The sequence below is a fragment of the Bradyrhizobium sp. USDA 4504 genome, assembly GCF_054063995.1.
The window spans coordinates 4,831,730-4,843,831 of record NZ_JBSSGV010000001.1; the positions used below are offsets into that span (position 1 = coordinate 4,831,730).

Genomic DNA, 12,102 nt, shown 5'->3' on the forward strand with positions numbered 1-12,102 from the left:
ATGCCCGGGACAAGCCCGGGCATGACGGTGAAAGCTAAAACCTCGCCCGCGCCATCAGCCTTACCGTGCGGCCCTGTCCCGGCGAGATATTGTTGTTGCCGTCAGCCGACGCCCAATAGCCCTTGTCAAAAATGTTCTCGACGTTGAGCTGGGCGCTCCAGGTCTCGTCGATCTTGGCGTAGATCGCCGCATCGAAGCGCACGAAGCCCGGCAGCCGCACCGTATCGTCGGACGAGGCGAAGGAATCGCCGAAATAGATCACGCCGAGCGCAGCCGCCCACATCGGCGTGAACTGATACTTGTTCCACCAGGCAAACTGATTGTACGGCACCAGCTGGACGCGGTTGCCGGGCACGACGGTCGCCGAGGTGGCGCCGGTGATCTTCGCGTCAGTGTAGGCATAGGCCAGCGACGACTGCCATTGCGCGGTGACATAGCCGGTCAGGCTCGCCTCGACGCCTCGCGTGAGCGTGCTGCCGGAGGGGAAGAAGAAGCCGGGATTGTTGCCGTCGGCGATCGGCTGGTTGGTGCGGTTCAGATTGTAGACCGCGGTCGAGAACAGCAGCTTCGGATTGATGTTCCACTTCATGCCGAGCTCGACATTCTCGAAGCGCTGCGGCTGCAGGATCAGGGTGCCGTCGTTCAGCGCGCTGAACTGGTCGCCCGAGGCCGGCAGGAAGGAGACGCTGTAGGCGGTATAGACCGACATCGAATCGATCGGCTTGATGATCAGGGCGCCCTGCGGCGACACCAGATTATCGACGCGATTGCGATTGATGTTGGTGTTCATGTCGGTGGCCGACATGTCGTAGCGATCGAACCGGGCGCCGGCGATGATCTGCACGGCGCGCGAAATCTCGATGGTGTCCCTGAGATAGCCGGACTGAATGTTCAGCGCATAGCGGCTGTTCGAATCGGGCGTGGTGACTCCGTCGCTGTTGGTGCCGGTGAAGTGGTGAAGAAACGTCACCGGGCCGAAATAGGTCGGCGCGAACGGGTTCTGCACGATGGTGTTGGTGCCGTTCGGGAACACGCCGGTGTTGCGGATATCGACGCCGGTCTGCCGGCCGAACTCGGTGCCGAAGCCGACGGTGTGGAACAGCGGCCCGGTCCAGGCCTTGTAGGTGAAATCGGTCTGGTTGAAGACATTGTCGCGGTTCGTCGTGTGCTGATAGGCGCCGAGATTGACCGCGGTGTCGGCAGGATTGACCGCGCCGGCGAGCGGACCGCCCGTTGGATAGACGTTCTGATAGAATTTCTGGTAGTCGGCGGCGATGGTGCCGTTGCGCACCGTCAGCCCGTTCTCGAAATCGTGCTCGATGATGGCCATGCCGGTCTGCACCGTCGCCTGCGCAGTGTTCAGGCTTGGGCTGCCGAAGAAGGTCGAGAAGTCGCCGTTCGGCGCGAACGGCGTGGTCGGGTTGAAGCGGGTCGCGCCGCCCGGCAGACCCTGCGAGGGATTGCCGCGATCGGCGGTGCGCTCGTCGTGAAAGTACTCGTAGCTCAGTTTGATTTTGGTGTTGTCGTCGGGCTTCAGCGTCACCGTCGGATTGATGCCGTAGCGCTCCAGATGATTGAAATCGCGGAAGGCGTCGGCACCCTCGTAGAACACGTTGAGCCTTGCTGCGACGTTGTCGTTGATCGCCTGTCCGGCATCGAGGCTGACGCGGCGATCGCCCCACGAGCCGGTCTGCGCCGTCGCCTCGTAGACGCGGTTGCCGTCGGCTTCCTTGAGGGTGCGGTTGAGCAGGCCGCCGCCGGCGCCGCGGCCGAAGGTCAGCGCGCTCGGCCCCTTCAGCACCTCGATGCTCTGGGCGTTGTACATGTCGCGGAAATACTGCACGTCGTCACGAAAGCCGTTGACGAAGAAGTTGGCGCTGGAATCGACGCCGCGGATCACGAGTTCGTCGCGATTGCCCTCGCCCTGATGCACGGCAACGCCGGGGACATAGCGGGTGACGTCGGTGAGGCCCTGATAGTTCTGGTCGCGGATCTGCTCCCGCGTGATCACGTTGAGCGATTGCGGGATGTTGACGATGGCGGTGTTGGTCCTGGTCGCAACCGACGTGCTGTTGGCGAAATAGCCCGATGTGCCGGTGCGGGCGTCCTGCGATTCCGCGAACGGTTTTGCCGCCGCCGCGGGCGCGATCCGCCGTGCCGTCTGGGTGCGGCGGCCTCGTGCTGCGGCGGTGTTACGCGATGTCGATGGTGCGTTGCGGCGACGTTGCGTGGCCGGCGCGGTGACGGTCACCGGCGGCAGCGACGAGGCGCCGGCCTGCGACGGCGCCGATTGCGCCTGTGCGGCAGACGTTGCGAGCGGAACGCTCAGCGCGAGATAGCTCGCCGTGAGCAGCGCAAGCAAGACAGTGCGACGATGGGCTTGTGTTCTTGATGTCATGACGTCGTCCCCAAGCAACTCTCGCCTTCGTTGAAGGCGATGCGCCGTCCTCTAGAGAGGTGAGGCGCTGTGCGTCCAGACGACGGGCGCGAGAAAATTTTTGCGTGACTACGGAATAAAATCGCGACGAATGGACGCGGATACACCTCGCGGCGAGCGCAGGGTTGGAAAAGTCAAGGATGCGAATGGTTTCTGTCGGCTTCCGGATTTGCGCCCGGAAACGAAGAGCGGCGCTTGCGCGCCGCACTTCTTGTAGCAATTCCAGATTGTAGCGGTTCTAAAACGATCAGGACGTCGCGGTCATGCGGTTGCGGACCGCGGCCGCAACCCCGCCGGCAGATGCGCATCGATCCAGCCAGTGATCGCACGCTCGTTGCGATGGTAGAGCAGGCCTGCGGCGATCACGGCAATGCCGATCAGCGACAGCGAGAACGGAAACCACAGCGAGTCCTTGAAGACGACGTCGGCGAGATGGCCGAGATAGAGGCAGATGCCGAACGCGCCGAACACCGCATAGGCGCGCCGCATCAAAATCACGGCAATCACGATCAGGCCGACACTGAGCAGGCAATACACCGCCTTGCTCAATTCGGTTGAGCCTTCGGTCGCGCTAATTCCGCCCCAGAACGCCATCAGGCCGAACAGATGCAGCCAGAACGCAAAGTCGCCGTTGCGGCTGCGATAGTCCACGATCCAGGCGACCGCGAGCACGGCAAGCCCGAACCAGATCGACACCCTGCGGCGCATCTCGAAATCGGCGTGAGCCATGCCGCTGAACCACGGCGCCAGGTCCATCGACATGAACCACAGCGCGACCGAGATGATCGCGACGATGAAAGCGAAGCGGTAGTAGCGCAGCGCGACGATGCCGGCGGCGACGGTCGCGATCTCCATGAAGATCCAGCTGCCCTTCACCCAGACGTAGAAGTCCTGCACGGTTCCCGGCTTGCCGAACTTGCCCCACCAGCCAAGCTCGTCCTGGATGCCGTAGACCGCGAGCGGCGCCATCGAGACCGCGATCGCGATCAGCAGGCCGCCGGGAACCCGCAGATTCTTGGCGTGCCAGAGGTGGTGACCCGCCACGCTGAACCCGACCGCATAGGCGATCGCGCAGGCCGTGAGCGCGCGGCCGCCCATCTGGGTGAAGGCCAGGGTCGAGAACAGGCCCATGGCACCGATCACAATGAGCGCGCCGGCGTACCAGAGCACATGCGCGGCATCGAATTTGGCGGCGGGACTTGCATCGCCCGCCGAACCCTGCCCGGCGCTGCTCGCTAGGAAAGCGAGCAACCGTTCCAGATCGGCCGGGCTGATCACCCCGGCATTTGCGGCGTCCCGGAGATCCTTGGCTGAATATGGCATGCGGCTATCCTCACGGCCGGTTTTTGCGCCTGCTCCCGATCATCCGGGACAAAGACGCCCTGTTCTCATGAGTATATCCGGAAATGAGCAATGTTCAATAATTTCCTGAGCGTCGCTCACGAAATTTGGCGAGCAAGCTCGGGCCCACCCCGCGCCCCCGGCGGATTGGCAATCGCTGGCCGGACTTAGTCCGCCAGCGCCTTCATCTCCTTGTAGAGATCGGATTTGCCCTCGAAGCCGATGCCGGGAAGGTCGGGCATCACGATGTGGCCACCCTCGACGCGCACGCCGTCCGGGAACCCGCCATAGGGCTGGAACAGGTCGGGGTAGCTCTCGTTGCCGCCGAGGCCGAGGCCGGCCGCGATGTTGAGCGACATCTGGTGGCCGCCATGCGGGATGCAGCGGCTCGGCGACCAGCCGTGGGTCTTCAGCACCTCGAGCGTGCGCTGATACTCGCAGAGCCCGTAGGACAGCGCGCAATCGAATTGCAGCCAGTCGCGGTCCGGCCGCATGCCGCCGTAGCGGATCAGGTTCCGCGCATCCTGGTGGCTGAACAGGTTCTCGCCGGTCGCCATCGCCCCCGGATAGAACTCGGCCAGCGCGGCCTGCAGCGCGTAGTCGAGCGGGTCGCCGGCCTCCTCGTACCAGAACAGCGGATACTCGCGCAGCATCTTGGCGTAGGCGATCGCGGTCTCCAGATCGAAGCGGCCGTTGGCGTCGACCGCAAGCTGCGCCGCGCTGCCGATCTCCTTCAGCACCGCCTCGATGCGCTCGCGGTCCTCGGCAAGCGGCGCACCGCCGATCTTCATCTTCACGACGTTGTAGCCGCGGTCGAGATAGCCACGCATCTCCTTGCGCAGCGCGCCGAGGTCCTTGCCAGGATAGTAGTAGCCGCCGGCTGCGTAGACGAAGACGCGCGGATTGGCGGTGAGGCCGTGGCGCTCGGCGAGCAGCCGGAACAGCGGCTTGCCCGCGATCTTCGCCACCGCGTCCCACACCGCCATGTCGATGGTGCCGACCGCGACCGAGCGCTCGCCATGGCCGCCCGGCTTCTCGTTCGACATCAGCGTCGACCAGACCTTGTCCGGATCGAGATTGCCGCCATCGGCATCGAGCAGCAATTTCGGATCGGCTTCCTTGAGGCGCGGCGCAAAGCGCTCGCGGATCAGACCGCCCTGCCCGTAACGGCCGTTGGAATTGAAGCCGTAACCGACCACCCGCTTGCCGTCGCGCACCACGTCGGTGACCACGGCCACCAGGCTCGAGGTCATCTTGGTGAAGTCGATATAGGCGTTGCGGATCGGCGAGGAGATCGGCTTGGTCACCTCGCGGACGTCGACGATACGGACGGACATGGGGGGCTTTCTAAGTTGGGTTTGCCGTCCTCTCCTCGTCATTGCGAGGAGCGAAGCGACGAAGCAATCCATTTCTCAACGAGCGGAGACGTGGATTGCTTCGCTTCGCTCGCAATGACGGCAGAGGAAGCGGCTTCAGGACTTCGCCTTATCCCGGAAATACGGCTCGACCGGCCCGTGCACCTTGATGGTCAGCGGATTGCCGTAACGGTCCTTGGCATTGCCGGCGGTGACGCGGACCCAGCCTTCGCTGATGCAGTACTCCTCGACATTGGTCTTCTCGGCGCCTTTGAAGCGGATGCCGACATCGCGGGCGAGAATATCCGCATTGTAGTACGGGCTGTTCGGATCGACCGAGAGGCGGTCGGGGAATTGGTCGTTGGTGTCGTTGTCGTCGCTCATAGCAGCGCCTCGATGTCCTTCCTCAATCCTTCGGGCCGGGCGGTCGGCGCATGCCGCGCCACGACCTTGCCGGCGCGATCGACCAGGAACTTGGTGAAGTTCCATTTGATCGCGGGCCCGAGCAGGCCCGACTTCTCACGTTTCAGGTGTTCGTACAATGGATGCGCACCTGAGCCATTGACGTCGATCTTGGCGAACATCGGAAACGTGACGGCGTAGTTGGTCTCGCAGAACGCGGCGATCTGCTTCGCATCGCCCGGCTCCTGCGCGCCGAACTGGTTGCAGGGGAAGCCGAGCACGGCGAAGCCGCGCGGCGACAGGCCGGCGTGCAGCTCCTGCAGGCCCTTGTATTGCGGCGTGAACCCGCAGGCGCTCGCCGTGTTCACGATCAGCAGCACCTGGCCCTCGAACCGCTGCAGCGGCACGTCGTCGCCGGCGAGCGACTTGGCGGTGAAATCGTAAACGGTCGCCATCTCAGCTGACCGGATCGATCGGCGACGACGGCGTGCCGCCGGCCTCGACCGCCTCACCAGCGGCAAGGCAGAGATCCTCGCGGTAGCGTCCGGCCACCAGTTGCACGCCGACCGGGATCCGTCCGACGAGACCGGTGGAGACCACGAGCCCGGGAAGCCCCATGAACGGGATCGCAATCTGCGGCAGCTGCGCGTGCCACACCCGCGCGAACGACGCCTCGTCCTTGCGGTCGAGATGGTCGGGGAACGGCAGCTCGCCGGACACCGGCATCAGCAGCACCGGATATTTCTCGAAGAAGGCGAACCATTCGCGCGTCAGGGTCGCGCGGCGGGTCAGTGCCTGCGACAGGTCGAACGGATGCACCCGGGCGCGGACGCCGCGCAGGCAGGCCAGTGCGCCGGGATCGCCCTCGCGCTCGGCGAATGCGAGCTGGGCCTCATAGCCGTCGCCGAGCCAGAGCCGGGTCTGGATCTCGGCCGCCTCGCGCAAGGACGGCGTGTTTGCAATTTCCTCGACGATCCAGCCGGCCTTCTGCAAGCGCTTGCCGGCATCGGCCACCGCGGCGACCACTTCCGGCACCGGATTAAGACCGTCGGGATTGAGGCACATCGCAACGCGCTTCTCGCGCGGCGGGCCTTCGAGCGGCACCGGCGCATACCAGGGGTCGCGATAGTCCGGCGCCGACATCGCCGCGAGCGAGATGCGCAGATCGTTGATGGTGCGCGCCAGCGGGCCCGACACCGCGCTGATCTGCGGGCCGATCGGCCGCTCCGGCAAAGCCGAATTGAAGGCCGGGATACGGCCCATGCTTGGCCGCAGGCCGTGCACGCCGCAGGCATAGGCCGGATAGCGCACCGAGCCGGCGATATCGGTGCCGTGAGCGATGTGGCCGATGCCGGCCGCGACCGCCGAACCCGCGCCGCCGGACGAGCCGCCCGGGGTGATGCCGGGATCGCGCGGGTTCTTGGTGTCGCCGTGAATGAGGTTGGTGGTGAACCAGCGATAGGAGACCGCCGGACAATTGGTGCGGCCGAGCAGCACCGCGCCGGCCTTGCGCAGATTGGCGACCACCGGATTGTCGACCCTGGCGATGACGTCGCGCTGTGCCTTCAGCCCATTGGTGGTGGCGTAGCCCTCCTGGTCGACATTGACCTTGATGGTGACCGGCACGCCGGCGAGCGGCCCGACCGCCTCGCCGCGCGCAATGGCCGCATCGATCTTGGCCGCCTGCGCCAGCACGTCGTCCGGCCGGTGATCGACCACCGCGTTGAGCTTCGGGTTGACCGCGTCGAGCCGGGCGAGCCCCGCCTCCGCCGCCTCCTTCGCCGACACCTTCTTCGATCTGATGAGGCTGGCGAGCTCGGCCGCCGACAGACGCCAAATATCCTGCATGTGCAACTCCGTGTGACGCTGCGTTTTAGCGCCGCGCGGAGAACATGGCCAGCGGTCCGCCGCCTGATGTTTCAGCGGACATGCGCGATGTAATAGGCAAGGTCGCCGATCTGCTCCTTTGTGACCGTTTGCATCACGTCGGCCATGGTGGCGTCATAGCCATGGCGGCTGTTGTCCTTGTATTCGGCCAGCGTCTTGGCGAGGTAGTCCTCGCGCTGGTTGGCGATGCGCGGGACATTCTCCTTGCCGGAGAAATCGGTGTTGTGGCAGCTGTTGCAGCGGTTCTGCTGCGCCAGCGCCTGGCCCCGCGCCATCCGCGCCGGATCGCCGGCGTCAGCGGGCGGCGTGGGCTTCGGCAAGGTCGCGATGAAGTCCGAGAAGCTGCGCAAATCATCGTCGGTCAGCGGCTTCGCCATCTCGTTCATCGGGTCGAACACCCGCAGCTTCTCGCGGAACATGAAGAGCTGGATCAGCGCATAGGGCGCCGTCTGGCCGCCAAGCGACGGCGTGTTCTCGGTCTCCGACGTGCCATGCTCGCCATGGCAGGCAAAGCACGCCGCGGCGCGCTCCTGGATGGTCTCGGCATTTGCGGAAAGAGCGGATGCAACCAGGAGCACAGGGATCATGAACTTACGCATCGGCTGCTCCTGACTTTCAGTGTCATTCCGGGGCGCCCGAAGGGCGAACCCGGAATCTCGAGATTCCGGGTCTGGTGCTGTCGCACCAGCCCGGAATGACGTTGGTGGTTGTTACTGATTGGCGACCTTCGGCTTGCCGTAGCTGACGCGATAGACCGCGCCGTTCCAGTCGTCGGAGACCAGCAGCGAGCCGTCCTTCAGCAGCATCACGTCGACCGGGCGGCCGACATACTTGTTGTCTTCGAGGAAGCCGGTCAGGAACGGCTCTATCGACTTCACGGTGCCGTCCTTGTTCAGCCTGACGGCGACCACGTCACCACCCTGCTTCTGCGACTTGTTCCAGGAGCCGTGACGCGCGACGAAGATCACGTTCTTGTAGGTCTTCGGGAACATGCTGCCGGTGTAGAAGCGCATGCCGAGCGACGCGGTATGCGGGCCCATCAGGCCGACCGGCGCGGTGTAGTCCTTGCAGGTCTTGCCCCAGCCGAGCTCCTGGTCGATGATGTTGCCCTGGTAGCAGTACGGCGCGCCGAAATCCTCGCCCGCCTTGGTGATGCGGTTGAGCTCGTCTTCCGGCACCGTCTCCGACAGCCAGTCGCGGCCGTTGTCGGTGAAGTACATCTGCTTGTTCTCGGGATTCCAGTCGAAGCCGACCGTGTTGCGCACGCCGAGCGCGTAGACCTCGGCGCCGGAGCCATCGAGATTCATGCGGCGGATCTGGCCGTGGTCGGCATCATGCAGCACGTTGTTGCCGGGCTGTCCGACCGGAACATAAAGCTTGTTGTCGGGACCGACGGCGATGAACTTCCAGCCATGCGCCTCGTCCTTCGGCAGCTTGTCGTAGATGACGGTGGGCTTCGGGGGGTTATCCAGATTGTCCTCGATCTTGTCGATCTTGGAGACCTTCGAGAGTTCGGCGATGTAGAGCGTGCCGTCCTTGAAGGCGACGCCGTTCGGACGATAGAGACCGGAGGCGATCACCTTGACCGAGCGCTTGCCGTCCTTGTTCACGATCGCATAGACCTTGTCGACGAGGCGGCTGCCGACGAACACCGTGCCCTTGTCGCCGAGCGCCAGCGAGCGCGCATTGGCCATGCCAGCCGCATAGACCTCGACATTGAAGCCGGCCGGCGCCTTGAGCTTGGCGAGCGGCAGCTTGTCGGGCGCGGACGGCAGCGGCGGCGGCGCCACCGGCGCGAGCTTGGCGGCGGCTTCATTGTCGGGACGCCCGATCAAGGGCGAGCCAGGCGGCAGCGGCTGGGCGGCAGGGGCGGCACCTGCCGCCGGCGCGGCCGGCTGTTGCGCCGCAGCAGAGAGCGTGAACGCCCCGAGCATGGCCCCCGCGAGCAGCAAGCTGCGCGGTGCGAACGAGTGTTTTTTCATGAAGATCTCCCCTGGGTGGAAGCCGTTGTTGATTGCGCCATTGACATCGCCCGGCGCCGTTCGGCTTTCCGTTCATAGTCTTGCGAATTTGTCCGGACAATTGCAATCGGAAGCATGCCGGACATCGGCCAACGCATGGTTGTGGCCGCGCGGGGCCAGCGTCAGTGCCTTGTCATCGAGCGGTCCGGGCGATCGAGGATCGCCTCCGTGAATGGAAACTCCAGCACGACCTCGCCCTCGTCGTCGGTCACCTCGATCACGGCGCTGAGCAGCGCGCCGTCGGCGCCCTCGGTCTTGAGCAGTTCGCGAATCATCGCGCGCGCCATTTCCCACGCACGATCCGGGTCCCGCAGGATTTCGCCGTCGGGATCGGAGATCAGCTCGTCGCCGATACGGGTGTTGAAGAAATAGCGTGGCATCGGCTGAACTCGGCTCGGTTAGTCGCCTCCCGTCGCGGGGAAGCACAGGATCGTCACCGGGACCTTCGGAGGACCGCGGGGCTGCTGTTTACTTATTCCAACATCACCATTCACCGTGTGGCTAACAACAGGAAAAAGGTCTGATGCCACGGGCTTTTGACGGGAAACGCGCGCACAAATTTGTGAGTGGGTAAGATTTGCTTGCCGCAGTGCAGCATGCCCTTCGAGGCGGCACCTTACAGAAAATTTAACTGGCGAACTTTTCCAACCACAGTAGTTTAGCCTGCAGGGCGGAAAGTTCGTCCGGTTGCAACAAGGAGAGCCAAATGGCCTGGAAAGCACCGAAGATCGTTGAAGTGTCGGTCGGCATGGAAATCAACATGTATATGTGCGCAACCCGCAAGTAAGCGGCAGCGCCCTCTACACGTTTAGCGTTTTAGCGCAGGTGGACATCCGGGCGTAACGCGCTCCCGACCAAGGGAGTGTGTTTCAAATCCGGAGTCCACCTCGTAACGTTTCTGGGTCCAACAAACTTCTCCAGGCCAAGCTTCTCAGGGGACGGATCATGCTTCGTGTCGTCGTCCTGGGTGCCGCGGCGGGTGGCGGCGTTCCGCAGTGGAACTGCGGCTGTGCCGTCTGCAGGACGGCGCGAAGCGACCACCCCGAACTGCAGAGCACGCAAGCCTCGATCGCCGTCAGCGGCGATGGTGTGCACTGGTTCCTGGTCAATGCGTCCCCGGATCTGCGCCAGCAGTTGATTGCCACGCCGCAGCTGCATCCGAAGCACGGCGCACTGCGCCACAGCCCGATCGCGGGCGTCATCCTCACCAATGGCGAGATCGACGCGGTCGCCGGGCTGCTGTCGATGCGCGAGGGTTCGCCGTTCACGATCTACGCGCATGAGCGGGTGCTCGCGATCCTGCGCGCGAACAGCATCTTCAACGTGCTCAGCGACAAGAACGTCGACCGCCGGCCGATCGCGGTCGACCAGGCCTTCGAACCGGCCCTGCCCGACGGATCGCCGTCCGGGCTCGAGGTGCTGCCGTTTGAGGTTCCCGGCAAGGGCGCGTGGTATCTTGAGGGCAAGGCGCATCCGGCGGGCGCCGACGGCGTCGGCGATACGCTCGGCCTGCGTATTGCTGACCGGCGCAGCGGCAAATATTTCTATTTCCTGGCCGCCTGCGCACGGGTGACTGACGATCTGAAATCACGGCTCAAGGGCGCCCCGCTGGTGTTTTTCGACGGCACGGTGTGGCGCGACGACGAACTGATCGCGGCGGGCCTTGGCAACAAGACCGGCCAGGGCATGGGCCATATCGCGATGTCGGGCGATCAGGGTGCGATCGAAAGCCTCGCCGGGCTCGACATCGGACGAAAAGTGTTTTTGCATATCAACAACTCCAACCCGGCGCTGCTTGGGACCTCGGCCGAACGCAAGGCGGCCGAACAGGCGGGCTGGCAGATTCCCTCCGACGGAACGGAGATCGTGCTGTGAATGTCGTGCTGACCTCAGGAATGACCGCGCTCTCGATCGGCAAGGGCATCACGCTCGACACTGCCGAGGAGATGGAGGCGACGCTGCGCACGATCGGTGCCACGCGGTATCACAGCCTGCACCCGTTCCACCGCCTGCTGCACGGCGGCAAGCTCAACAAGGGCCAGGTCCAGGCCTGGGCGCTGAACCGCTATTACTACCAGAGCACAATCCCGCTGAAGGACGCGATGGTGATCTCGCGCTTCCGCGACCGCAACACAAGGATCGAATGGCGCCACCGCATCGAGGATCACGACGGCGATGTCGGCAATGAAGGCGGCATCGAGCGCTGGCTGAAGTTGACAGAAGGCCTCGGGCTCGACACGGCCTATGTGGAGTCAACCGAAGGCATTCTGCCGGCGACGCGCTTCGCCGTCGAAGCTTATGTGCATTTCTGCCGCGATCGCACGCCGCTGGAGGCGATCGCCTCCTCGCTCACCGAACTGTTCGCGCCGAACCTGCACGAGGAGCGCATCTCGGGGATGCTGAAGCACTACGACTTCGTCAACCCCGACATCATGAGCTATTTCAGCCGCCGCCTCACCCAGGCGCCGCGCGACGCCGGCTTCGCGCTTGATTATGTCAAGCAGCACGCCAAGACGCCGGCGGAGCGCGAAGCGGTCTGCAACGCGCTGATCTTCAAGACCAACGTGCTGTGGGTGCAGCTCGACGCGCTGTATCATGCGTATGTCGACGGCCAGATTCCGCCCGGCGCGTTCGTGCCGAAGACAGGTTAGAGCATGAT

At 64.3% G+C, this 12,102-nt stretch carries 12 protein-coding genes; 3 read left to right on the forward strand and 9 right to left on the reverse strand.

Translation table 11 applies throughout. From position 1 onward, the window contains the following. Nucleotides 1-34 precede the first annotated feature (34 nt). The 9 genes from ACVMB1_RS22785 to ACVMB1_RS22825 form a co-directional block, all read right to left on the reverse strand. Entirely contained in the window at nucleotides 35-2,398 is a 2,364-nt protein-coding gene (locus ACVMB1_RS22785; RefSeq protein WP_141342800.1) for a TonB-dependent receptor, read from the reverse strand. Between the two features lie 300 nt (nucleotides 2,399-2,698). Further along, nucleotides 2,699-3,760, reverse strand: a complete 1,062-nt coding sequence (locus ACVMB1_RS22790) for a hypothetical protein (protein ID WP_076823978.1) — start codon at nucleotides 3,758-3,760, stop codon at nucleotides 2,699-2,701. Nucleotides 3,761-3,945: 185 nt separating this feature from the next. Continuing rightward, a complete protein-coding gene (locus ACVMB1_RS22795) occupies nucleotides 3,946-5,115 on the reverse strand; it encodes a mandelate racemase/muconate lactonizing enzyme family protein (protein ID WP_076823976.1) in 1,170 nt (389 codons plus the stop codon). A gap of 135 nt (nucleotides 5,116-5,250) precedes the next feature. Further along, nucleotides 5,251-5,517: a DUF3297 family protein gene (locus ACVMB1_RS22800; protein ID WP_016848389.1), complete on the reverse strand. Its 267-nt coding sequence runs from the start codon at nucleotides 5,515-5,517 to the stop codon at nucleotides 5,251-5,253. After that, complete coding sequence (locus ACVMB1_RS22805) at nucleotides 5,514-5,990, reverse strand: glutathione peroxidase (RefSeq protein ID WP_028332658.1); 477 nt, start codon at nucleotides 5,988-5,990, stop codon at nucleotides 5,514-5,516. The genes ACVMB1_RS22800 and ACVMB1_RS22805 overlap by 4 nt, the downstream gene beginning before the upstream one ends. 1 nt (nucleotide 5,991) lies before the next feature. Next, nucleotides 5,992-7,383 carry an amidase family protein gene (locus ACVMB1_RS22810; protein WP_141342801.1) on the reverse strand — a complete coding sequence of 464 codons (1,392 nt, stop codon included), beginning with the start codon at nucleotides 7,381-7,383 and terminating at the stop codon, nucleotides 5,992-5,994. A gap of 71 nt (nucleotides 7,384-7,454) precedes the next feature. Then, complete coding sequence (locus ACVMB1_RS22815; RefSeq protein ID WP_076823972.1) at nucleotides 7,455-8,021, reverse strand: c-type cytochrome; 567 nt, start codon at nucleotides 8,019-8,021, stop codon at nucleotides 7,455-7,457. A 111-nt stretch (nucleotides 8,022-8,132) separates the two neighbouring features. Continuing rightward, complete coding sequence (locus tag ACVMB1_RS22820) at nucleotides 8,133-9,404, reverse strand: PQQ-dependent sugar dehydrogenase (RefSeq protein WP_141342802.1); 1,272 nt, start codon at nucleotides 9,402-9,404, stop codon at nucleotides 8,133-8,135. A gap of 161 nt (nucleotides 9,405-9,565) precedes the next feature. Next, nucleotides 9,566-9,823: a DUF6894 family protein gene (locus ACVMB1_RS22825; RefSeq protein ID WP_028332662.1), complete on the reverse strand. Its 258-nt coding sequence runs from the start codon at nucleotides 9,821-9,823 to the stop codon at nucleotides 9,566-9,568. A 326-nt stretch (nucleotides 9,824-10,149) separates the two neighbouring features. Here ACVMB1_RS22825 and pqqA point away from each other — a divergent pair, with 326 nt between their 5' ends. From pqqA to pqqC, 3 genes are all read left to right on the forward strand, one after another. Next, entirely contained in the window at nucleotides 10,150-10,230 is an 81-nt protein-coding gene (gene pqqA / locus ACVMB1_RS22830) for a pyrroloquinoline quinone precursor peptide PqqA (RefSeq protein ID WP_035635412.1), read from the forward strand. A 158-nt stretch (nucleotides 10,231-10,388) separates the two neighbouring features. Then, complete coding sequence (gene pqqB, locus ACVMB1_RS22835) at nucleotides 10,389-11,318, forward strand: pyrroloquinoline quinone biosynthesis protein PqqB (RefSeq protein ID WP_076823970.1); 930 nt, start codon at nucleotides 10,389-10,391, stop codon at nucleotides 11,316-11,318. Between the two features lie 20 nt (nucleotides 11,319-11,338). Continuing rightward, nucleotides 11,339-12,094 carry a pyrroloquinoline-quinone synthase PqqC gene (gene pqqC, locus ACVMB1_RS22840; protein WP_076824217.1) on the forward strand — a complete coding sequence of 252 codons (756 nt, stop codon included), beginning with the start codon at nucleotides 11,339-11,341 and terminating at the stop codon, nucleotides 12,092-12,094. Nucleotides 12,095-12,102 lie beyond the last annotated feature (8 nt).